General features: G+C 69.4%; 17 protein-coding genes. 10 read left to right on the forward strand and 7 right to left on the reverse strand.

What is annotated here, in order from left to right; all coding sequences use genetic code 11:
• The first annotated feature begins 25 nt into the window (after nucleotides 1-25).
• From JXZ78_RS05435 to JXZ78_RS05445, 3 genes are all read left to right on the forward strand, one after another.
• Nucleotides 26-229, forward strand: coding sequence for a helix-turn-helix transcriptional regulator (locus JXZ78_RS05435; RefSeq protein WP_030018934.1), 204 nt, complete (start codon nucleotides 26-28; stop codon nucleotides 227-229).
• A 79-nt stretch (nucleotides 230-308) separates the two neighbouring features.
• On the forward strand, nucleotides 309-1,256 hold the full coding sequence (locus JXZ78_RS05440; RefSeq protein ID WP_030018933.1) for a 2-dehydropantoate 2-reductase: 948 nt from the start codon (nucleotides 309-311) through the stop codon (nucleotides 1,254-1,256).
• 218 nt (nucleotides 1,257-1,474) lie between these two features.
• Entirely contained in the window at nucleotides 1,475-2,545 is a 1,071-nt protein-coding gene (locus tag JXZ78_RS05445; protein ID WP_050502238.1) for a Gfo/Idh/MocA family protein, read from the forward strand.
• 80 nt (nucleotides 2,546-2,625) lie between these two features.
• On the opposite strand, the gene JXZ78_RS05450 is transcribed toward JXZ78_RS05445, so the two are convergent.
• On the reverse strand, nucleotides 2,626-3,846 hold the full coding sequence (locus JXZ78_RS05450) for a cation:proton antiporter (RefSeq protein WP_030018931.1): 1,221 nt from the start codon (nucleotides 3,844-3,846) through the stop codon (nucleotides 2,626-2,628).
• Between the two features lie 544 nt (nucleotides 3,847-4,390).
• On the opposite strand from JXZ78_RS05450, the gene JXZ78_RS05455 reads away from it, so the two are divergent.
• Nucleotides 4,391-4,687, forward strand: a complete 297-nt coding sequence (locus tag JXZ78_RS05455; RefSeq protein WP_030018930.1) for a heavy-metal-associated domain-containing protein — start codon at nucleotides 4,391-4,393, stop codon at nucleotides 4,685-4,687.
• Between the two features lie 5 nt (nucleotides 4,688-4,692).
• Nucleotides 4,693-7,005: a heavy metal translocating P-type ATPase gene (locus tag JXZ78_RS05460; RefSeq protein ID WP_238782684.1), complete on the forward strand. Its 2,313-nt coding sequence runs from the start codon at nucleotides 4,693-4,695 to the stop codon at nucleotides 7,003-7,005.
• A gap of 509 nt (nucleotides 7,006-7,514) precedes the next feature.
• On the opposite strand, the gene JXZ78_RS05465 is transcribed toward JXZ78_RS05460, so the two are convergent.
• From JXZ78_RS05465 to JXZ78_RS05485, 5 genes are all read right to left on the reverse strand, one after another.
• Entirely contained in the window at nucleotides 7,515-8,804 is a 1,290-nt protein-coding gene (locus JXZ78_RS05465; protein ID WP_030018929.1) for a citrate synthase, read from the reverse strand.
• Nucleotides 8,805-8,919: 115 nt separating this feature from the next.
• On the reverse strand, nucleotides 8,920-11,187 hold the full coding sequence (recD2, locus tag JXZ78_RS05470; RefSeq protein ID WP_033037327.1) for an SF1B family DNA helicase RecD2: 2,268 nt from the start codon (nucleotides 11,185-11,187) through the stop codon (nucleotides 8,920-8,922).
• 322 nt (nucleotides 11,188-11,509) lie between these two features.
• The gene (locus JXZ78_RS05475) at nucleotides 11,510-12,385 is read right to left on the reverse strand and encodes a sugar phosphate isomerase/epimerase family protein (protein ID WP_050502237.1); all 876 of its coding nucleotides are present in this window, start codon (nucleotides 12,383-12,385) and stop codon (nucleotides 11,510-11,512) included.
• A complete protein-coding gene (locus JXZ78_RS05480) occupies nucleotides 12,382-13,605 on the reverse strand; it encodes a dihydrodipicolinate synthase family protein (RefSeq protein WP_078624079.1) in 1,224 nt (407 codons plus the stop codon). The genes JXZ78_RS05475 and JXZ78_RS05480 overlap by 4 nt, the downstream gene beginning before the upstream one ends.
• Entirely contained in the window at nucleotides 13,602-14,753 is a 1,152-nt protein-coding gene (locus JXZ78_RS05485; protein ID WP_030018925.1) for a Gfo/Idh/MocA family protein, read from the reverse strand. Before JXZ78_RS05485 ends, JXZ78_RS05480 begins: the two co-directional genes overlap by 4 nt.
• Before the next feature lie 223 nt (nucleotides 14,754-14,976).
• Between JXZ78_RS05485 and JXZ78_RS05490 the strand changes: the two genes are divergently transcribed.
• The 5 genes from JXZ78_RS05490 (at nucleotide 14,977) to JXZ78_RS05510 (ending at nucleotide 21,654) form a co-directional block, all read left to right on the forward strand.
• The gene (locus JXZ78_RS05490; protein WP_030018924.1) at nucleotides 14,977-16,218 is read left to right on the forward strand and encodes a LacI family DNA-binding transcriptional regulator; all 1,242 of its coding nucleotides are present in this window, start codon (nucleotides 14,977-14,979) and stop codon (nucleotides 16,216-16,218) included.
• 43 nt (nucleotides 16,219-16,261) lie between these two features.
• Entirely contained in the window at nucleotides 16,262-17,221 is a 960-nt protein-coding gene (locus tag JXZ78_RS05495) for a bifunctional helix-turn-helix transcriptional regulator/GNAT family N-acetyltransferase (protein WP_030018923.1), read from the forward strand.
• Nucleotides 17,222-17,250: 29 nt separating this feature from the next.
• A complete protein-coding gene (locus tag JXZ78_RS05500; protein ID WP_030018922.1) occupies nucleotides 17,251-18,060 on the forward strand; it encodes a sugar phosphate isomerase/epimerase family protein in 810 nt (269 codons plus the stop codon).
• Nucleotides 18,061-18,913: 853 nt separating this feature from the next.
• Entirely contained in the window at nucleotides 18,914-20,737 is a 1,824-nt protein-coding gene (locus JXZ78_RS05505; RefSeq protein WP_030018921.1) for a glycoside hydrolase family 3 protein, read from the forward strand.
• Nucleotides 20,738-20,988: 251 nt separating this feature from the next.
• Nucleotides 20,989-21,654, forward strand: coding sequence for a hypothetical protein (locus tag JXZ78_RS05510; RefSeq protein ID WP_050502235.1), 666 nt, complete (start codon nucleotides 20,989-20,991; stop codon nucleotides 21,652-21,654).
• Nucleotides 21,655-21,768: 114 nt separating this feature from the next.
• On the opposite strand, the gene JXZ78_RS05515 is transcribed toward JXZ78_RS05510, so the two are convergent.
• Nucleotides 21,769-23,190, reverse strand: coding sequence for a S28 family serine protease (locus JXZ78_RS05515; protein ID WP_030018919.1), 1,422 nt, complete (start codon nucleotides 23,188-23,190; stop codon nucleotides 21,769-21,771).
• Nucleotides 23,191-23,244: the final 54 nt, after the last annotated feature.

A 23,244-nucleotide genomic window follows, 5' to 3' on the forward strand; every position in this document is an offset into this window, starting at 1 on the left:
CGCGGCCGAGGGAGGTGCGAGACAGATGACCGACCGCAGACTCTGGTCGTACAAGGAGATCGCCGCACACATCCGAGTCCAACCCGACACCGTGCGGTCCTACCGGAAACACGGGCTACTGCCGCCACCGGACCTGGTGGAGGGCGGCAGACCGTACTGGTTCGCCGACACCATCCGCACCTGGGTCGCCCAGCGCCCCGGACACGGCGGGCGCCGCGACAAGGACTGACGCCTCTCCCTCCCAGCGCCCCGCGCAATCGCCGCGCGGGGCCTCCGCAACCCGGCTGCGGCGGCGCTACGCTCGGCGCATGCCGTGCCTACCCGTACCGGCCGAGCCTGTTCGCATCGCTGTGATCGGCGGCGGCGCGATCGGCGGATTCGTGGCGACACTGACCTTCCTGACCGGGCACGACGTCACACTGTGCCGGCGCACACCGGTGGACCGGCTCGTCCTGGAAACGGACGGCGAGGTCATCGACGCCCCGATACGTTTCGCCGTCGATCCGGAGACGGCCGAGCCCGCGGACTGGGTCTTCCTGGCCACCAAGGCCCAGGACACCGCGGGCGCCGGCGGCTGGCTGCGCCGGCTCTGCCACTCGGGCACGGTCGTCGTCGTACTCCAGAACGGCATCGACCACACCGCACGCGTGGCCCCGCACACCCCCGACGGCACGGACATCCTGCCCGCGGTGATCTACGCGTCGGCCGAATGCACCGCCCCCGGCCGGGTCAGGCACTACGCGGGCAACGAGATCCACGTACCCGAAGGACCGTTGGCCACCCGTCTCGCCGATCTCCTCGCCGCCGGCCGTCTCAAGGTCGTACCCGCTCCGGACTTCACGACGGTCTCCTGGAAGAAGCTCCTCACCAACCTCGCGGCCAACCCGCTCACCGCCCTCCTCCAGCAGCGCATGGGCATCTTCACCGACCCCGGTATGGCCGCCCTCGCCCGGGACATTTTGGACGAGGCGGCCGCGGTCGCGCGGGCGGAGGGCGCGCACGTTCACGAGGCCGACATCGACCGCGTACTGGAGATGTACGCGATGGTTCCGCCGGACGGCGGCTCGTCGATGCTCTACGACCGCCTGGCCGGCCGCCCCATGGAGCACGAACACATCACGGGCGCGGTGGTACGTGCCGGTGAACGCCACGGCATCCGCACTCCGCTCAACGGGATGCTGCTCACTCTTCTGCGCGCGGTCGACCGCGGAATCGCCGCCGGGAAGAACACCGGCGAACGGCAAACGAAGCCGTAAGAACCGGGCTCGTCACCCGGGCATCTGAGTACCCGCGCGTGTACACCCAGGGGTTGACATCACTATGTCTTTACATGCACGCTGCGACGGAGCTTCGGTGGCCCCCAAGGCTGAAGAGTCGAGCCACGAGCCGCCCAAGCCTCTGAGGTCCCTGAAGCCTTGCGAAGAAACGCTTCCTCAACCGGTCGCCGTCCACCCCGGACGACAGGAGTCGGCACATGAAGATCGGCCTGATCGGCGCCGGACGCATCGGAGCGTTCCACGCCGAGACCTTGAAGTCCGTCCCCGGCGTGGACAGCGTCGTCGTCGCCGATGCCGACGCGGCCCGCGCACGCGTGCTCGCGGACACCCTCGGTACCGAGGCAGCCGAAACCCTCCCCCGGATGTACGCGGACGGCCTGGACGGCGTGGTGATCACCGCCGCGACGAGCGCGCACGCCGAACTGATCCACCAGGCCCTGGACGCCGACGTGCCGGTCTTCTGCGAGAAGCCAGTGGCGCTGGACGTCGCAGGGACGCTCGACGTGGTGAAACGTTCCGGCGCCGGCACCGTCCCCGTACAGATCGGCTTCCAGCGGCGTTTCGACCGTGGCTACCGGGCCGCCCGCGAGGCGCTGCGGTCCGGCGATCTCGGCTGGCTCCACACGCTCCGCGCCTGCACCAGCGACCAGTCGCCGCCGCCCGCGGCCTTCATCCCCTCGTCCGGCGGCCTCTTTCGCGACTGCAGCATTCACGACTTCGACATCCTGCGCTGGCTCACCGGCCGCGAAGTCGTCTCCGTGTACGCGCAAGGCGCCAACCGCGGCGCCCCCTTCTTCGCCGACGGCGACGACGTGGACACCTGCGCCGCCCTTCTGCGCTTCGACGACGACACGTTGGCCACGGTCACCGCGACCCGCTACAACGGCGCGGGCCACGACGTCCGCCTGGAAGTGTGCGGCTCCAAGGGCGCGCGCATCGTCGGTCTCGACGACCGGGCCCCGCTGCCGAGCGCCGAACCGCATGTCTCCTGGCGGCAGTCGGCCCCGTACGCGACGTTCATGCAACGTTTCCGCGATGCGTACGTCACCGAGCTGAGCGCCTTCGTGGACGTGGCCGCCGGCCGTACGAAGAACCCGTGTTCGCCCGCCGAGGCCTTGGAGGCGCTGTACGTCGCCGAGGCGTGCGACCGCTCCCGCCGCACCGGCGAGGCGGTGAGAGTCGCGGACGTGCGCGCCGCCGCGGAAGCCGCAGGAGAAGCGGGTGCGTACGGCCGCGACGGCGCACGCCCCTCGGAAAGCGCGGAGTGAACGAAAGCCCGCAAACGCCCGGAGTGGGCGGAGAGGGCGGAGTGGGCGGAGAGGGCGAGCGAAAAGGGAAGGCCCCCCACTCACCAGGACTCCGACGCGCCCTTCCGCGGCCCTTCCGGAATCGGCGCCAGCCCTTCCGCACCCGCCCGCAGCCGCATGGCCACCAGCGGGAAGACCAGCACGGAGATCATCGCCGCCCCCACCATGGCCGCCGCCTCGCCGGCGTCGAGCACACCGCTGTCCTGGCCGATCGTGGTGATCGCGACGACCAGGGGCAGCGCCGTCGACCCGTACAGCATCAGCGCGGCGCGGTCCTTGCGGCCCAGGTCGCGCGGCGCGAGCAGGACGAGCGGCAGTCCGCGTACGACGAGCAGCAGTACGAGGAAGAGCGGGAGCAGCAGGAGTGAGCGTCCGTTCTCGAAGAGGGACGACAGGTCGAACTCGACGCCGGTGACGATGAAGAACAGCGGCACCAGGAAGCCGAAGCCCATCGCCTCCAGCCGTCCGAGGATTTCCTGACTGCTGTCCGGCGCGGCCTCGTGCAGTACGAGCCGCATGATGATCCCGGCCGCGAACGCGCCCAGCAGGATGTCCAGCCCGAACACCTGCGAGATGCCGAGCATCACGGCCAGCAGCAGGACGAACAGCCGGATGGCGAACTGGCCGCTGCTGTGCAGCGTGCGGGCGATGATCCGGTAGAACCACATGGGGCTGGGCTTCAGGGCCCAGTAGACGGCACCGGCGGTCAGCAGCGCGAAAGCGAAGAGCAGGATGGTCGATTCGCCGGGGTCGCGTCCGCTGAGCAGCAGCGCCATCGCGATGATCGGCCCGAATTCGCCGACCGCACCGGTGGCCATCATCACCGATCCGAAGCGGGTTCCCAGGTCGCCGGAGTCGCGCAGTACGGGCAGTACGGTGCCGAGCGCCGTACTGGTGAGCGCGGTGCCGACCACGATCGCCTTGGTGAAGTCGCCGGCGGCGAAACCGAGAGCGACGGCCAGGCCGAGGACGAGCGCGACGATCCATGCGTACCCGGCGCGCTTGAGGGTGTCGCCGCGGACCTTGGCGAACTCGATCTCGTACCCGGCGATGAACATCAAGGTGGCCAGTCCGAGGTCGGAGAGGGCGTTGATGACTTCTCCGGAGTGCGCCCAGCCCAGGACGTCCGGGCCGATCAGGATGCCCAGCACGATCTCGAAGATGACCAGGGGTACGGGCAGCCAGCGGCCGAGGCCGTATGCGAGGAGCGGGGCGGCCACGGCGATCGCCATGATCAATACGAGCGTTGCGGACTGCGACATAAGCCGCTTTTCTACCACAAAGGGAAGATCATCCCTGTGTCGCGGGTCGACGCACCGGGCGCCCATCCCGCCCCGTCAGCCGACACGCCCGTCCGCACACACCACAGCCACAGCCACAGCCGCAGCGATCACACCCGGAAACCCGCGCCGCTACCGATAACCACCGTGCAGCGTGTCCCCGGCGCGACGCTCCCGAAACTTCCGCGCCCTATCGCGCGCCGCCGCGACAAGGGAACCCTCGGAGGCCCACTCGGAGAGCACCCGCCGTCACGCCCCGCGAAGCATCCCGGACCGTACGGGACCGCCGGAGCGCCACGCAACCAAGCGCCCAGCGGGCCGCCGAAGGCCACGCCACCTCCGCCCCACACCCCTCCAGCGCAAGCGGACACCTGACGTCCACACCTGGCATCTATACCCCCTAGGGGTATAGAGTTGAGATCGTCGGGAAACACCGGGGACTCTCGGGACTCCGGATTTCCCACGCCACCCGTGCATGGCAGTGAAAACTTCGAGCACGGCGACCACACGCACCAAGGAGAGACCCATGACTGCCGAACAGACCAACGGTTCCTGCTGCTCCCCCGAGGGTTCCTGCAACTCCGGGGCCACCGACGTCCAGGTGGGCGACGTGACCACCACCTACAAGGTGAGCGGTATGACCTGCGGTCACTGCGAAGGCGCCGTCTCCGCCGAGATTTCCGAGATTCCGGGCGTGCACTCGGTACAGGCGTCCGCCGCCACCGGCCTGGTGACCGTCGCCTCCAAGGCCCCGCTCGACGAGGCCGCCGTGCGCGCGGCGGTCGACGAGGCCGGCTACGAACTCGAAGGCCCGGCGGCCTGAGCCCGATGACCGGTACGACCGCACAGGCGCGGGTCGAGCTCGCCATCGGCGGCATGACCTGCGCCTCGTGCGCGGCGCGCGTGGAGAAGAAGCTCAACCGGATGCCGGGCGTCAGCGCCACCGTCAACTTCGCCACCGAGAAGGCCCGGGTCGAGTACGGCGACGAGGTATCGGTCGACGACCTGATCGCGACCGTCGAGAAGACGGGCTACACCGCGCAACGGCCCGCGCCCGCCGCATCCACGAAACCGTCGGGGCCGTCCCCGGCCGGCGCTTCGGGTCAGGACGCCGACGCCGCGTCCACCAGGGAGGACGGCTCAGGCGCTCACGACCGGGAACTGGCCGGACTGCGCCAGCGGCTCCTCGTCTCCGTCGCGCTGGCCGTTCCCGTCGTCCTGCTGTCGATGGTCCCCTCGCTCCAGTTCGACAACTGGCAGTGGCTGTGCCTGACGCTGGCCGCGCCCGTCGTGGCCTGGGGCGCGTATCCCTTCCATCGGGCCGCCTGGACGAATCTGCGGCACGGCGCCGCCACGATGGACACCCTGGTGTCCCTCGGGACGCTCGCCGCCTTCGGCTGGTCCCTGTGGGCACTGTTCTTCGGTGACGCGGGGATGCCCGGTATGCGGCACGGTTTCGACTTCACGGTGGCCCGCGCGGAGGGCTCCTCGGCCATCTACCTGGAGGCAGCGGCCGGGGTGACGGCGTTTCTGCTCCTGGGCCGCTACCTGGAGGCGCGCTCCAAGCGGAAGGCGGGCGCCGCGCTGCGCGCGCTGATGGAGCTGGGCGCGAAGGACGTGGTGCTGCTGCGGGGCGGGCGTGAGGTGCGCGTCCCGGTGGAGCAGCTGGCCGTCGGCGACCGGTTCGTCGTACGCCCCGGGGAAAAGATCGCCACGGACGGCACGGTCGTGGAGGGCTCCTCCGCCGTCGACGCTTCGATGCTGACCGGCGAATCGGTACCGGTCGATGTGGCCCCCGGTGACGGTGTGACGGGCGCGACGGTGAACACCAGCGGCCGGCTGGTGGTCGAAGCCACCCGGGTCGGCGGTGACACGCGGCTGTCGCGCATGGCGGCCCTGGTCGAGGACGCGCAGAGCGGCAAGGCCGATGTGCAGCGGCTCGCCGACCGGGTTTCCGCCGTCTTCGTCCCCGTCGTGCTGCTGGTGGCGCTCGGCACGTTGGCCGGGTGGCTGCTGGCGACCGGCGATGTGACCGCTTCGTTCACGGCGGCCGTCGCCGTACTGATCATCGCCTGTCCCTGCGCTCTCGGCCTGGCGACGCCCACCGCCCTGATGGTCGGAACGGGCCGAGGCGCCCAGCTCGGCATCCTCATCAAGGGGCCCGAGGTCCTGGAGTCCACCCGTCGCATCGACACCGTCGTGCTGGACAAGACCGGCACGGTGACCACGGGGCGGATGAGTCTGCACGAGGCCGTGCCGGCGCCGGGCGTCACGGCGGACGAGCTGTTGCGGCTGGCCGGGGCGCTGGAGCACGCCTCGGAACATCCGATCGCGCGCGCTGTCGCCGAGGGAGCCCGCGAGCGCCTGGGCGAGCTGCCGGAGCCGGAACATTTCGAGAACGTGGCGGGCCTCGGCGTACGTGGCGTGGTGGAAAACCGTCGTGTCCTCGTCGGGCGCGAACGGCTGCTGCGCGAGAACACGGAAGGCGGGACGGCGTCCAGTGCCCTTCCGGAGGCGCTGAGCGCCGCCAGGGAGGCCGCCGAAGCCGCGGGGCGGACCGCCGTACTCGTCGGCTGGGACGGGCAGCCACGCGGCCTGCTGTCGGTTGCCGACACCGTCAAGGAGGGCAGCACCGAAGCGGTACGCCGGCTGCGCGAGCTGGGGCTGTCTCCAGTACTGCTGACCGGGGACAATCAGGCGGTGGCCGACGCCGTGGCAGCCGAGGTGGGCATCGACGAGGTGATCGCCGAGGTGCTGCCCGAGGACAAGGTCGCGGTGGTCGAGCGGCTCCGCGGCGAGGGCCGCAGCGTGGCGATGGTCGGCGACGGCGTCAACGACGCGGCCGCCCTGGCCGCCGCCGACCTGGGCCTGGCGATGGGGACCGGTACGGACGCGGCCATCGAGGCGGGGGACCTGACCCTCGTACGCGGCGATCTGCGGGTCGCGCCGGACGCCATCCGGCTGGCCCGCCGGACACTCGCCACGATCAAGGGAAATCTCTTCTGGGCCTTCGGATACAACGTCGCGGCCGTTCCGCTGGCGGCGGCCGGCCTGCTGAACCCGATGATCGCGGGGGCGGCGATGGCCTTTTCTTCGGTCTTCGTGGTCAGCAACAGCCTCCGGTTGCGGCACTTCCGCTGACGGATGCGTGCGACGCGGGCTTTTTTCGCCTTCACAACTTCCCTACAACTGACACAACACCCATACGGAAGGGCCTCGATCTGCAGATCGAGGCCCTTGACCGTATTCGCCCAGTTATGGCAAGAGACCCAGATCACACCGCTTGGAACGTAACCATTGTGGGGGGTCGCGAGTCTAACCGTGCGGTGCAGGCACCTCGGCGGGGCCTGTACCGCAACGGCCAGGCTGGTCTTGGGGGACTTTGCCCGGCAACGCGTGGCCGGGGCGACGTGCCCGGGGAGCTTTGAGCGGCCCTCCCGTACGTGCGCGTCCCGGCAGATCGCGGGCACCACCCTGAAGCGCCCGGACGGATCCCGTGGGGGGAATCCGACCCGGGGAACAAGGGAAGCGCCCCGCGCTCCGGACCCGTGGGGGGATCTGGAGGCGGGGCGCTTTCTGCTGAACGGACCGGCCCGGGCCGCCACACGGCCGGCCGGCCGGTCAGCAGCTGTCCCGGCGGACGGAGTCGCTCAGCGCTCCTCGACCGGAACGAAGTCGCGCTCGACGACCCCGGTGTAGATCTGGCGCGGGCGGCCGATACGGGAACCCGGCTCCTTGATCATCTCGTGCCACTGGGCGATCCAGCCGGGCAGCCGGCCGAGCGCGAACAGCACGGTGAACATCTCGGTCGGGAAGCCCATGGCCCGGTAGATCAGGCCGGTGTAGAAGTCCACGTTCGGGTAGAGCTTGCGCGAGACGAAGTAGTCGTCGGAGAGCGCGTGCTCCTCCAGCTTGAGCGCGATGTCCAGCAGCTCGTCGGACTTGCCGAGCGCCGAGAGGACGTCGTGCGCCGCCGCCTTGATGATCTTCGCCCGGGGGTCGAAGTTCTTGTAGACGCGGTGCCCGAAGCCCATGAGCTTCACGCCGTCTTCCTTGTTCTTCACCTTGCGGATGAAGGCGTCGACGTCACCGCCGTCGCGCTGGATGCCCTCCAGCATCTCCAGCACCGACTGGTTGGCGCCGCCGTGCAGCGGGCCCCACAGCGCGTTGATGCCGGCCGAGATCGAGGCGAAAAGGTTCGCCTGCGAGGACCCGACCAGGCGCACGGTGGAGGTCGAGCAGTTCTGCTCGTGGTCCGCGTGCAGGATGAGCAGCTTGTCCAGAGCGCTGACCACGACCGGGTCCAGGTCGTACTCGGCGGCCGGCACCGAGAAGGTCATGCGCAGGAAGTTCTCGACGTAGCCGAGGTCGTTGCGCGGGTAGACCACCGGGTGGCCGACCGACTTCTTGTACGCGTACGCAGCAATCGTCGGAAGCTTGGCCAGCAGCCGGATCGTCGAGATGTGGCGCTGCCGCTCGTCGAACGGGTTGTGGCTGTCCTGGTAGAACGTCGACAGCGCGCTGACCACGGAGGACAGCATCGCCATCGGGTGGGCGTCCCGCGGGAAGCCGTCGAAGAACCGCTTGACGTCCTCGTGCAGCAGGGTGTGGTAGGTGATGTCCTGCTTGAAGGTCGCCAGCTGGTCGACGGTGGGCAGCTCACCGTTGATCAGCAGGTAGGCGGTCTCGACGAACGTGCTGCGCTCTGCGAGCTGCTCGATCGGGTAGCCGCGGTACCGAAGAACCCCGTTCTCACCGTCCAGATAGGTGATCGCGGATTTGTACGCGGCAGTGTTGCCATAACCGGAATCCAGGGTCACCAGACCGGTCTGGGCGCGCAGCTTCGAAATGTCGAAGCCCTTGTCGCCGACGCTGCTGTCGACGACCGGGTAGCTGTATTCGCCGTCCCCGTAACGCAGTACTACAGAGTTGTCGCTCACGTCATCCCTCACCGACGTTGTGCCTCTTCTTCGAGGTGCCCTGACTGCCTATACCTTCCCCCATTTGGACCTTGGCTGTGCACTCGGGGTCGGCCATAAGGCCTGTGGGCGGCACTCAGTGCCGCTCCAGCTGCCCATCCTGCTCCCCTTCGCCCCGATTGGGGAAGAGGTGACCACGCACCGCACCGACGAGTCGATGGCGCAGCGCGGTCCACCTTCGACCGGCGGACACGGTGCGTACAGCCTGCCCCAAAGCCTTGCGCGAGCCGACCAGCACCACCAGCTTTTTTGCCCGCGTGACGGCCGTGTAGAGCAGGTTCCGCTGCAGCATCATCCACGCGGCGGTGGTGACCGGAATCACCACTGCCGGATACTCGCTGCCCTGGGAACGGTGGATGGTCACCGCGTAGGCGTGCGCCAGCTCGTCCAGCTCGTCGAAATCGTACGAGATCTCCTCGTCCTCGTCCGTGAGCACCGTCAGCCACTGTTCATCCCGGTTGATCTTGATGACGACGCCGACCGTGCCGTTGAAGACGCCGCTGTGCCCCTTCTCGTAGTTGTTGCGGATCTGCGTCACCTTGTCGCCCACCCGGAACACCCGGCCTCCGGCGCGGCGCTCCGGCGATTCGGGCCGTGCCGGGGTGAGAGCCTGCTGGAGGAGGCCGTTCAGCGTTCCGGCTCCGGCCGGACCGCGGTGCATGGGGGCGAGCACCTGGACGTCCCGCCGCGGGTCCAGCCCGAACTTCGCGGGGATCCGGCGCGCGACCACGTCGACCGTGACCCGGCCGGCTTCCTCGGAGTCCTCCGCGATGAAGAGGTAGAAGTCGGCCATCCCTTCGACGATCGGCAGGAAGCCCTCGTTGATGCGGTGGGCGTTGGTGACCACGCCGGAGTGCTGGGCCTGGCGGAAGATCCGGGTCAGCCGTACGGCCGGGACCGGGCAGTTCTCGGCGAGCAGATCCCGCAGCACCTCGCCCGCACCCACCGAAGGAAGCTGGTCCACGTCGCCCACCAGGAGGAGGTGGGCACCTGGCGGCACCGCCTTGATCAGCTTGTTGGCCAGCAGCAGATCGAGCATGGACGCCTCGTCGACCACTACCAGGTCGGCGTCGAGCGGCCGGTCCCGGTCGTACGCGGCGTCCCCGCCCGGTTTGAGCTCCAGCAGCCGGTGCACCGTGGACGCCTCGGCACCAGTGAGCTCCGCCAGCCGTTTGGCGGCCCGTCCCGTGGGAGCCGCGAGCACCACCTTGGCCTGCTTCGCGCGGGCCAGCTCCACGATCGAGCGGACCGTGAAGGATTTGCCGCAGCCGGGGCCGCCGGTGAGCACGGAGACCTTCTCGGTGAGCGCCAGCCGTACGGCAGCCTCCTGCTCGGGCGCCAGCGTGGCTCCCGTCCGGTTGGCCAGCCAGGCCAGCGCCTTGTCCCACGCCACGGCCCGGAACAACGGCATCCGGTCCTCCTGCGTGCGCAACAGCCGCAGCAGCTGCGCCGCGAGAGAGGTTTCGGCCCGGTGGAACGGGACGAGGTAGATGGCCTCTATGGGGTTGCCCCCCTCCGGGGACGGCACGGTCTCGCGGATCACCCCCTCCGGGTCGCCCGCCAGCTCGCCCAGACAGTCGATGACCAGCCCCGTGTCGACCTGGAGCAGCTTGACCGCCGCGGCGATCAGCTCTTCTTCCGGGAGGTAGCAGTGCCCTTGGTCGGTGGACTGCGAGAGCGCGTACTGCAGACCCGACTTGACCCGGTCCGGGCTGTCGTGCGGGATGCCGACGGCCTGTGCGATGCGGTCGGCGGTCAGGAAACCGATGCCCCAGACGTCGGCGGCGAGACGGTAGGGCTGGTTCTTGACGACGGAGATCGAGGAATCGCCGTACTTCTTGTAGATGCGCACCGCGATGGAGGTCGAGACGCCGACCCCCTGCAAGAAGATCATGACCTCCTTGATGGCCTTCTGTTCTTCCCAGGCTTCGCCGATCATCTTCGTGCGTTTGGGACCGAGCCCGGGCACCTCGACGAGGCGCTTCGGGTCCTTCTCGATGATGTCGAGGGTGTCCAGGCCGAAGTGTCCGGTGATGCGGTCGGCCATGACCGGTCCGATGCCCTTGATGAGGCCCGAGCCGAGGTAGCGGCGTATGCCCTGGATCGTGGCAGGCAGGACCGTCGTGTAGTTCTCGGCGGTGAACTGCCGTCCGTACTGCGGGTGGGAGGTCCAACGGCCTTCCAGCCGCAGCGACTCCCCCGGCTGCGCGCCCAGCAGCGAACCGACGACAGTGAGGAGATCGCCGGAGCCGCCCGTGTCGAGACGGGCGACCGTGTAACCGGTCTCCTCATTGGCGTAGGTGATCCGCTCCAGGACCCCTTCGACCACGGCTGGAATGAACATGGACCGACGGTACCGCCGAGGTCCGACATCGCGTTCGGGCCTGTGGATAACTCGGTCGGAAGGCTCTGCTGCGGGGCACGACGGCTGCTGTCCGGTGATTCCCACAGCTACCACGGACCACTTCGTCACGCTGGATCGCCACCCGTGCCGCAGACGCTTCGAGGGGCCCGGTCCGCAGACCGGGCCCCTCGATTCCCCCTCCGTGCGGCCCCCAGATCCCCCCTCGGATCCCCCCGGTTCCCTCTCCCCTCGGGAGCCTGACGACAAGTACGACCCGCCCGGCCCGGGAACGGTTGCACGGATCCGGTGAGTTATTCCATCGTTACCTGGCGTGCACGAAGTGACGGGTGAACCGCTCGACGACTTCGGCCAGCACCTCTGCCCCCGGCCGCTCCCACAGCGCCGGATTGAAGATCTCCACTTCGACGGGCCCGCGGTAACCGGCGGCGTCCACCTGTTCCCGGAACCAGCGCAGGTCCACCGCGCCGTCCCCGAGTTGGCCCCGCCCCAGCAGGACGCCAGCGGGCAGTGGCGTCACCCAGTCGGCGAGCTGGAAAGCCGCGATACGGCCGCCGGCGCCCGCGCGGCCGATCTGCGAACCGATCGTGTCGTCCCACCACAAGTGGTAGGTGTCCACGACCACGCCCACCTGCTCGGACGGGAACCGCTCGGCCAGCGCCAGGGCTTGGGCGAGGGTGGACACGACGCAGCGGTCCGCCGCGTACATGGGATGGAGCGGTTCCAGCGCGAGGCGCACCCCCGCATCGGCTGCGTACGGGGCGAGTTCGCCCAGCGCATCGGCGACGCGCTCGCGGGCTCCCCGGAGGTCGCGGCTGCCCGGAGGCAGCCCGCCTGACACCAGGACGAGGGTTTCGGTGCCGAGGGTGGCGGCTTCCTCGATGGCGGCCCGGTTGTCGGCCAGCGCGTCCGCGCGTTCCTTCGAGTCGAGGGCGGTGAAGAAACCACCCCGGCAGAGGCTGGTGACAGTCAGCCCCGCGGCCCGCACCAGCCGGGCGGCGGCGGCCGCTCCGTAGTCCTGCACGGGAGCGCGCCAGAGGCCGACGCCGCGTACTCCCGCATTTGCGCAACCGTCGACGAGTTCGGGCAGCGACCATTGCCTGACGGTCTGCTGGTTGAGGCTGAAACGGGAGAACAGAGTGTCCGGTTCTTCCGGACGAGTGGGGAGGGCGCTGCTCATTCCGCGCCTCCGTACACCGAGGCGAGTCGGCGCATACGGGCCGCCGCCAGCTCCGGGTCCGGGAACAAGTGCAGGCCGTCGGCCAGTTCGTACGCCCGCTTCAGGTGGGTCAGCGAGCGCGCCGACTGGAGGCCGCCGACCATCGTGAAGTGCGACTGGTGCCCTGCGAGCCAGGCGAGCAGGACGACACCGGTCTTGTAGTACCGCGTCGGTGTCTGGAAAAGGTGTCGGGAGAGCGCGACGGTGGGGTCCAGCAGATTGCAGAATCCGGTGGTGTCACCGCCGTCCAGCAGACGCAGGGCGTCGGCCGCCAGCGGGGCGAGAGGATCGAAGATGCCGAGCAGCGCGTCACTGAAGCCGTGCGCGTCGCCGGCGATCAGCTCGGGGTAGTGAAAATCGTCGCCCGTGTAGCAACGCACACCTTCCGGGAGACGCCGACGCAGTCGCACCTCGCGGTCGGCGTCCAGCAACGACACCTTCACGCCGTCCACCTTGGCGGGATGCTCGGCGATGATCTGAAGAAACGTCCCGGTCGCCAGGTCCAGATCCGCGCTGCCCCAGTAGCCCCGCAGAGCCGGGTCGAACATCGGGCCGAGCCAATGAAGGATCACCGGCCCGACCGCCTGGCGCAGCAGGTGCCCATAGATTTCGACGTACGGTTCCGGCCCGGCAGCTGTCGCGGCGAGGTGCCGGGACGCCATGACGACGGCTTGGGCGCCTGCGCCTTCCACGAGTGAGAGCTGCTCCTCGTAGGCAGCCCGGATGTCAGCCAGGCTCACTTCGGCCGCGGCCAGTTGGTCCGTGCCGACTCCGCAGGCGATGCGCCCGCCCGCTCCTGCCGCTTCGGCGGCGGAGCGGCGGATCAGCTCTGCAGCCGAAGGCCAGTCGAGGCCCATACCGCGCTGCGCGGTGTCCATGGCCTCGGCCACGCCCAGACCGTGCGACCACAGGTGGTGGCGGAAGGCCAGGGTGGCATCCCAGTCGATGGCGGCAGGGCTTTCGGGGGTGGTGTCGGCGAAGGGGTCGGCGACCACGTGGGCAGCGGCGAAGACAGTACGAGAGGTGGGGGGAGCCCCGGTTGTCCGGTCCGGCCCGGGCGTCAGTCCGGTCGTGCGCACGGCTCCGTACGGAGGTGTGCCGACTGTAGGGAGGGGGTTGCTGGTGCGAGGTGTGCCGACTGTGGATGGCTTGCCGGGTGCACCGCTCCCCCGGCCGCTCATCGCCCGAGCTCCGGCACGTCCAGGCGGCGGCCTTCCGCCGACGACTTCAGTCCCAGTTCGGCCAGCTGGACACCGCGCGCGCCCGCGGTCAGGTCCCAGCGCCAGGGTTCGTCCCGTACAACATGGCGCAGAAACAGTTCCCATTGCGCCTTGAAGCCGTTGTCGAATTCGGCGTTGTCCGGTACTTCCTGCCACTGTTCGCGGAACGGTTCGGTTGCCGGGAGGTCCGGGTTCCAGACCGGCTTGGGGGTGGCGGCGCGGTGCTGAATGCGGCACGAGCGCAGTCCCGCGACGGCGGTGCCTTCCGTACCGTCCACCTGGAACTCGACCAGCTCGTCGCGTTGAACCCGCACCGCCCAGGAGGAGTTGATCTGGGCGACGACACCGCCGTCCAGTTGGAAAATTCCGTACGCGGCATCGTCCGCGGTGGCGTCGTACGGCTTGCCGTTCTCGTCCCAGCGACGCGGCAGGTGGGTGGCGACTTGGGCCTGCACGGTCCGCACTGGGCCGAAGAGTTCGCGCAGAACGTACTCCCAATGAGGGAACATGTCGGCCGCGATGCCGCCTCCGTCCTCAGCGCGGTAGTTCCAGGACGGGCGCTGCGCCGGCTGCCAGTCCCCTTCGAAGACCCAGTAGCCGAATTCCCCTCGCACGGACAGGATGCGCCCGAAGAACCCCCCTTCGACCAGGCGGCGCAACTTGAGCAGGCCGGGCAGGAAGAGCTTGTCCTGCACCACGCCGTGCTTGACGCCGGCTTCGTCGGCCAGGCGGGCCAGCTCCAGCGCGCCGTCGAGACTGGTGGCGGTGGGCTTTTCGCAGTACAGGTGTTTTCCGGCAGCAATCGCTTTCTTGACGGATTCCTCCCGCGCGGCGGTGACCTGGGCGTCGAAGTAGATGTCGACGCTGTCGTCCGCGAGCACCGCGTCGAGGTCGGTGCTCCAGTGCTCCAGGCCGTGGCGTTCGGCGAGCGCCCGCAGCTTGTGTTCGGCGCGGCCCACAAGAATCGGCTCGGGCCAGATCACCGTGCCGTCACCGAGGTCCAGTCCGCCGTTTTCTCGCAGCGCGAGGATGGAGCGGACCAGGTGCTGGCGGTAGCCCATGCGTCCGGTCACGCCGTTCATGGCGATGCGTACGGTCGTGCGTGTCACGGTCCGGCCCTTCCTTCTGGAGAACTCGGCTCACGGAGCAGGCGCGGTACGGACTCCGGCGCGCACGGCAAGCGGAGGACGGCGGTTGACGTTTCATGACGACGGTGGCCAAGCCGACGGTGAGCGCGGAGCAGAAACGCGTAGTAAGCGCTTTCCATCGCGGGAGAAGCTAGCCTGCGGCACGAGGCCAGGACAAGAGGCACGACAGGGGGCGGGGCGATCGATGGCAGTGACACTGGCGGACGTCGCGGCGCGGGCGCGGGTTTCGACAGCGACCGTTTCGCGTGTACTGAATGGCAACTACCCGGTCGCCGAGAACACCCGAGCCCGCGTGCTGCGCGCCGTGTCGGACCTGGAATACGTGGTCAACGGCCCGGCCAGTGCGCTGGCTGCCGCCACTTCGGGCCTGGTGGGCATTCTCGTCAACGACATCGCCGACCCGTTCTTCGGGATCCTCGCCTCAGCCGTACAGTCCGAGGTGAGCGGTGGCTCAGGCACCCCGAGGGCCGGCGGAGCGGCCACCCGAACGGGTGAGGGCGATACGCGTCGCCCTGGTAGCGCCTCGTACCCATTGGCGCGGACCGACGAAAAACTGGCTGTCGTGTGCAACACCGGCGGCTGCCCGGAACGTGAACTCACCTACCTGACACTGCTCCATCGGCAGCGAGCGTCCGCAGTTGTCCTGACTGGCGGCGCGGTCGAGGACGCCGTTCACGCTGAGGCCGTGGCTGCGGCCCTGATGCGCCTCGTTGGAGCAGGGACCCGGGTGGTGCTGTGCGGGCGCCCGCCTGTGACAGTCGGGACCGGCGCGCAGCGCCCTGGAGTCGCCCCGGACCCCCACGTACACGCCACCGTGGGGCATCTCCATGTCCGTACCGCCTCTCATGGCGGCCTTTTCGCCCAGCGGTCCGTCCCCCCGCGCCCCGTCACTCTCGCCTTCGACAACCGGGGTGGCGCCCGACGGCTGACCGAGCACCTGGTCTCGCTCGGTCACCGGAACATCGGATACGTCGCCGGTCCGCCCGGCCGTACCACCACCCGCCACCGCCTGGAGGGTCATCGGGCTGCCCTCGCCGCACACGGCATCCCTGACCCGGCCCACCGCACCGTCCACGGCGCTTACGACCGCGCCGCCGGCTACGACGCCGCCCAGGAGCTGCTCCGTAGAGACGCTTCCTTGACGGCCGTCGTCGCGGCCAATGACACCGCCGCTCTCGGCGTGTGCGCCGCGCTGCGTGACCGCGGCCTTCGGATACCCGGCGACGTTTCCGTGGCGGGCTTCGACGATCTTCCGTTCAGCGCGGACGCGGCTCCGGCGCTCACCACCGTACGGCTGCCACTTCAGGGAGCCGGCGCGCGGGCCGGGCGGCTGGCGATGGGGCGTGAGGTGTCGCCGCCGGGAGAAGTCGCCGCGTACCGCGGGGAGTTGATGGCGCGCGCTTCCACTTCCGTACCGTACTCTTGACGCAGTCAACCTTGACTGGGTCAACGGTAAGACGGGAAGCGCCATGTCAGCCCACGAGGTACAGGAACTCCGCAGGTTCAACCGCTTCTACACGAATCTCATCGGCGCGCTCGACTACGGCCGCCACCTCTACACCCCGTTCACGCTCACCGAAGCCCGGGTCCTGTACGAGATCGCGCACACCCAGCGGGTGGACGCCGCCGACCTGCGCACCGCGCTCTCCCTGGACGCGGGATACCTCAGCAGGCTGCTGAGCAGGTTCGAGGAGAGCGGACTGATCACCCGCGGGCCTTCCGACCGGGACGGGCGGCGGCAGCGCATCACGCTCACCGAGGACGGCCGCACGACAGCGAATCTCTTGGAGGAACGTTCGTGCGACTCCGCGGGGACGCTCCTCAACCGTCTTCACCCTTGGGACCGGGCACGCCTCACGGAGTCGATGGCGACCATACGGGAACTGCTCGGCAGCACGGCGGGACGCCCGGAACCCGCGCTGCGGCTGCGCGCCCCCGCGCCTGGCGATCTCGGCTGGATGGTGCAGCGCAATGCCGTCCTGTATGCGCGGGAGTACGGTTTCGATCTTGGTTACGAGGCGTTGGTGGCCCGTATCGTCGCCGAATACGGCGAGCGTCGCGACGCGCGCTGGGACCGCGTCTGGATCGCCGAACTGGACGGCGAACGGGTGGGCGCCGTCATGTGCGTACGGGCCGGGATCGACACGGCCGTCGGGCCGGCGGGCGGGACACCGCCTCGTACGGCCCGGCTGCGACTGCTCCTGGTCGAGCCGGAAGCCCGCGGGCACGGCGTCGGTGGAGCACTTGTATCCGCGTGCGTCGACTTCGCCCGCGAGGCCGGCTTCCGCGAACTGGTCCTGTGGACGAACTCCGTACTGCGTTCGGCGCGCGTCCTCTACGAGCGCGCGGGCTTCGAGCTGACCGCCGAGAAGCCGCACCACAGTTTCGGGCGGGACCTCATCGGACAGGACTGGCGTTTGCCGCTCTGATCTGTGTTCACATGGTTCTCATGAGCGATATGCGATATGCGTTCTCGACACTCGGAGTCCCCGGGATGCCGGTGGGCGAGGTCGTGCGGCTGGCGGCCGGCGCCGGATTCGACGGGGTGGAGCTGCGGGCCCACCCCGAGGAACAGGTGCATCCGCGCATCGGGCTGCGTGAGCGGACCGCGGTTCGTCAGCAGTTCGCCGACGCCGGAATGGAGATCCTGGCGGTGTCCGGGTACGCGCGGGTGGCCGCGGCCCATGACGAACGCGGCGAGGAGGAACTGGCGGCGGAGCTGACCGAGCTGGTCGTACTCGCTTCGGACCTGGGAGCGAAGTTCGTGCGGGTGTTCCCTGGCGGGGGTGACCGCCCCGCCGAGGAAGCCGATGCGGAGGCGGCCCGGCATCTGGCCGCGGTCGCGCCGTTCGCGGCGGAGCGGGACGTGCGCGTTCTTCTGGAGACGCACGACTCGCATCCCCGTGGTGCCGACGCGGCGCGGATCGTGGGGCCCGTGGGGCACCGGCACATCGGTGTGCTCTGGGACGTACTTCACCCGTGGCTCCGTGGCGAGGCGTCGGCCGACACGTTCGCTGCGCTCGCCCCGTATCTCGGGTTCGTGCAGGTCAAGGACGTTGCCTCGGCCGAGGACACCGCTCCCCTGCCGCTCGGCGCGGGCTCGGTCCCGCTGGCCGACTGCGTCGGCGCACTCGTCCGCGCCCAGTGGGACGGTTGGCTGTGCTGGGAGTACGAGAAGCGGTGGTATCCGCGCGCCGCTGACCTTCCCGGGCTGTTGAGCGCGGGGCGCGAGCATCTGGTGCGACTGGTGGCGTCGGCTGCGTCTTGAGGTGAGTGGAGTCGGGAGGCTTTGCCGACCGCGGCTGTTCGTGGCGCCCGGGCATGAGGGGGCCGGTTGGTAGGAGGCGTCACGCTTACATCGCTCACATCGCTTACGCGGATCGCGATGTCGGCGTGTGGTGGACCGGTCCGGAGGTACGGGCGTACGGAGGCACGGGCGTACGGAGCTACGGCCGTACGAGGTTACGGGCATACGGGTGCACGAAGGTACGGGGGTACTGAGTTACTGAGGTTCGGAGATCCCGGCCACCGCGCCCGGCATCGGAAACGTTTCTGCGCCCCCCTGTGACCGCCTCAAGAACACATCGCCCCACATCCGTACCTTTTCCCGTATTCACGCCGAACCGGGGAACCCACCCGGCCCGCCGACCGTCAAAACGGTGTGCTGTGTGACCCCGCAGTGCGGTGTCGGCCTCGCTGCTGGCTGCGTTGCTGACCACCCTCTCCGCCGCCTGCGGCCGGCAGCACCCGCCACCGGTGCACCCCCCTCCAAACGCGCCGGTGGCGGATCACCGTCCCGTCCCCAAGCCGTCCCCGGGCCCCCAGCCGTTCGCACCCGGGTGACCGTACGCACCCGGGCCGCCCACCTGCCGCCGCACCCATCCCCACCGCAAGCCCGGCATCGCCCGCAGCCGTTGCTTCCGCCGGCCTTTCCCTCCGAGCGCAGTTGCCTCGCACACCACCACATCCGCGCCGACCCTTCGTCGCCGCCGCTTCCCCCGACTGGCAGAGCCGTCGAGCATTGACCGGCAATGCTTTTCCGGTTACTCGTGACTTCTTGGAAGTTTCCTTCAGACCGCCGGGGCAGCACTCGGCGAGGAAGCTTTCCGGAAGGAGCGCAGATGCACTCCAGACGTACCGTCCTGACCACCGCCGCGGCCGCCGCCTGTGCCATGGGTACGGGCGGCGGCGCCGTTCACGCCGTTTCTTCCGGCCCGCGTGCCGCCGGGGCCGCCGGCGCCCGCTCCCGCGCGGCCCGACTCGTTTCCCGGATGAATCTGGAGGAAAAGGTCGGCCAGTTGTTCGTCATGCGGGTCTATGGACACTCCGCGACCGATCCGGACCCCGCCGACGCCGAGGCCAACCGCAAGGAGATGGGGGTCTCCAACGCTGCCGAACTGGTCGCCAAGTACCACCTCGGCGGCATCATCTACTTCGGCTGGGCGCACAACACCCGCGAGCCCCACCAGATCGCCGACCTCTCCAACGGCATTCAGCGGGCCGGGGCCGCCCAGCGTGTCCCCGTACCGTTGTTGATCTCCACCGACCAGGAGCACGGGATAGTGGCACGGATCGGATCGCCCGCCACGCTCTTCCCCGGCGCCATGGCGTTGGGCGCCGGCCGGTCCCGCGAGGACGCCCGTACGGCCGGCCGGATCGCGGGCGAGGAGCTGTACGCGATGGGCATCCGCCAGGACTACGCGCCGGTCGCCGACGTGAACGTCAATCCCGCGAATCCCGTGATCGGCGTGCGTTCCTTCGGTTCCGAGCCGAAGGCGGTGGCGCGGCTGGTCGCCGCGCAGGTGCAGGGGTACCAGCGCGCCGGGGTGGCCGCGACGGCGAAGCATTTCCCGGGGCACGGCGACACCGGCACCGACAGCCACGTCGGGCTGCCGTACATCCGGCACACCGCCGAGGAGTGGGAGCGGCTGGACGCGCCGCCGTTCCGGGCCGCCATCGAAGCCGGCATCGATTCGATCATGACGGCGCACATCGTCGTGCCCGCTTTTGACGCGAACGAGGACCCGGCCACGCTGTCCCGGCCGATCCTCACCGGCGTCCTGCGCGAGCGTCTCGGTTTCGACGGTGTGGTGGTGACCGACTCGCTCGGGATGCAGGGCGTACGGACGAAGTACGGTGACGCCCGGGTGCCGGTGCTCGCGCTCAAGGCGGGTGTCGACCAGTTGCTCAATCCGCCGGACATCGCCGTCGCTTTCGCGAGCGTGCTCAAGGCGGTACGGGCGGGCGAGCTGGACGAGCGCGACATCGACGAGAAGCTGATCCGCATTTTCCTGCTCAAGGAGCGACGCGGGCTGTTCGACGATCCGTACACGACGCACCGCGCGGTGGAACGTTCCGTCGGTACGCGGCGGCATCTCGCCACGGCGGACCGGATCGCGGACCGCACCACCACACTGCTGGTCAACGACGGCAGACTGTTGCCGTTGTCCCGGCGCTCACAGCGGCGTCTGCTGGTGACCGGTGCTGACGCGGCATCGCCGTCCGGGACCGGGGGCCCGCCCACCAAGGTGCTCGCAGAAACCTTCAGCCAGCTGGGCTTCACGGCAACCGCCCTCCCCACCGGCACCGCGCCCACCCGGGAACTGATCGACCGGGCGGTTTCGGCGCTCCATACGCAGGACGCGGCGATCGTGGCGACGTACAACGTCACGGCGTCGTCACCGCAGCGAGCGCTGGTCGAGGCGCTACTGGGCACCGGCAAGCCGGTCGTTCAGGTGGCCGTGCGTAATCCGTACGACGTCGCGCAGTTGCCGGGCGTACGGGCGGCGCTGGCCACCTACTCCTGGACGGACGTGGAACTGCGGGCCGCGGCCCGGGTGATCGCCGGACGGCGGGATCCGGAGGGAAAGTTGCCGGTACCGGTGATGCGTGCTGATGCTCCGGGGAGCGTTCTTCACCCGGTCGGGTACGGGCTCTCGTACTGATACTGAGCCGACGACGGACGCTTGTACGGGGCTTCGGCGCTGCCGGGCCCCGTACGGCTTCAGCTCTTACACCGGCAGTGCCCTTACGGAACGTGTGCCGCAGGCCCGTACGGTTCGGGTACCGCCGGCCCCGCAGCGCTGGGTACTGCGCGGCCCGTACCTCGTGCGCAATGCGTCCGTTACGCCTGGCGTGCGCCCGAATGGGCGGGTCACGCTGAGGTGCATGCACCGGGGGGACGCAGGGGGCCGCGATGCGCCGGGTCAAAGGGCACGGGGTCGGCACAGTGGGCCGTGTGGTGGCGGCTGTGCTGCTCGTGACGTTGTCCGCCTGCCAGCGCGATGGCAGCGGCTCGGCCGCGAACGGTGACGGGAATGCGGAGGGGAAGGGAAATGGGGGTGGAAACGGCAGTGCGGCGGCCGCGTCTCCGTCTCCGGTAGCAACGTTTCTCGCCCCGGGTACGTGCAGCAGTCGCGGGCGTACGGTCTTCCACCAAGTGTCCTGCCGCAGTGAGAAGGCCGCGGCCCTGGTGCTCTCCCGGCACGACGGCCCGCAGGCGCAGGGCCCGCCGTGTCCGGAACGGACGGACTTCGTCCTGCACATCAGCGAACGCCGGCCCGCTTCCGACGAGAACGGCGACGGCGCGGTGCCGCAGGGTTACGCCTGTATGCGCAATCTGGAGGCGCCGCATCCCGGTGATCCCGGCGGGGGCGGCGGGCCGCGCACCATCGTCGGGGACTGCGTCCGCCCGTCGCGGCAGGGCGAGGTGAGAGAAACCGCCTGTGTCGGGACGGGGATTCACGCCCCGCAGTTCAAAGTGACTGCGGCGGTCCGCACCCGTGCTGCCTGCCCGGCGGACACGGATTTGTACGTACAGCTGGGCGGCGGAGCACCGGTCGGGTGCGCCCGCCGCCTGTGAAGCGTAGGGCCGTGGCGCATCACGCACTTCGCGTCATGCGCCCCGTGCACGCCCCCGGCGCACGCGTCACGCGTCTCGCGTCACACGCACCGCCTCACCCTTCGCGCGACGACATCACGGACGCAGCATCTGCGTCTTCGAGTCGTCCCGCTTGTCCAGCTTCTTGTCGTACGGAGCCAGCGGCGCGGCCGCGGCGCCCTGCGGAGCATCGACGTCCGCCCATTCGAGCAGCGCCTCGGTCGCCTTCTTGCGGTCGGCCTCCCGCAGCTTCGCGATGTTCGAGCCGTGGTTGCCGCCGGGGACCTTGTAGACGTACGAATCCTCGGAGCCGGAGCCCAGCCGGAACGGCTCCGAGCTCCACGGGTCCCACTCACCGTTGACGAACATCATGCGCTCGCCGTGGTGGCGCACCCACCGGTCCACGTCGCGCATCGCGTGCTTGTCGAAGTGCAGGGGGATGTCGCGCGGCACGAAGGTCCGGGAGTTGTTGATGCCCGGGTAGCGCAGCAGGCCCTTGAGGTGGTCGTACTTGTAGCTCGGCTCACCGAGCTGGGTGCCCGCCTGGTAGTAGTACGGCAGGTTCCGCTCCAGACCCTGGTCGGTGTAGCTGTCGAAGCCGCCGACCTTGTCGATCCACTTCCACAGTTCGTCCGTGGAGGCGGTCTTCTTCGGGACCTCGGGGCAGGCGGTGGCAGCCGGCTGGTACTGCCAGAAGCCGAACACCAGGTCGGTGACGAGGACCTCGTACGCCTTGTCGATGTTGCCGACGAGCTTGAAGGTCTTCTTGTTGTCCTGCGCCCACTTCGCGTAGCGGTTGACGATCTCGCCGCGGCGCAGCAGCGCCTCGCGCTCCAGGGCCGCGAGGTCCTTGCGGCACTGGGCGGTGCCGACGGTGCGGAAGAACCGGTCGTACGCCGAGTCCTCCTTGTCGTTCACGTCGTTCGGCGCGACGTAGGCGACGGTGCCGTCCATGTCGTCCGGGAAGAAGCGGCGGTAGTAAGTGGCGGTCATGCCGCCCTTGCTGCCGCCGGTGGATATCCAGTTCTGGTCGTAGATCCGGTGCAGCGCCTTGAAGATGCGGTGCTGGTCGTTGGCCGCCTGCCGGATGGTGAGCTTCTTCCAGTCGGCGGGCTGCGGCCGCGACGGCGTGAAGTACCGGTACTCCATCGACACCTGGTTGCCGTCGATGATCTGCGTCGGCTCGCTGCGCCGTACGTCCGTGTTGAGGTTGTAACCGGAGGTGAAGAAGACCGTGGGCCGGTCGACGGACTTGTGCAGCAGGGTCAGCCGCTGCTGGAAGGACCCCTTGGAGGGGTGCTGGTGGTCGATCGGCTGGGTGTAGTTGAGGACGAAGAAGCGGTAGCCGTCGACCGGCTTCTCCTGAACGAGACTCATCCCCGGGATCGCGAGGATCCGGTCCTTGATGTCGGTTGCCTTCGGCTTCGCGGCGGTGGCCGCGGTCGCCGACGCCGTGCCCGCACTCGCCGTGCCTATGAGCACCGCCAGTGACAGCAGGCATCTGATGGCCTTACGCATTGCACCCTCCCCTTGGGATAGCAAAGGTCGGGGTGAACCTATCGGCGCGGCAAC

Origin of the sequence: Streptomyces monomycini (genome assembly GCF_022271435.1) — a bacterium.
Classification (GTDB): Bacteria; Actinomycetota; Actinomycetes; order Streptomycetales; family Streptomycetaceae; genus Streptomyces; species Streptomyces monomycini.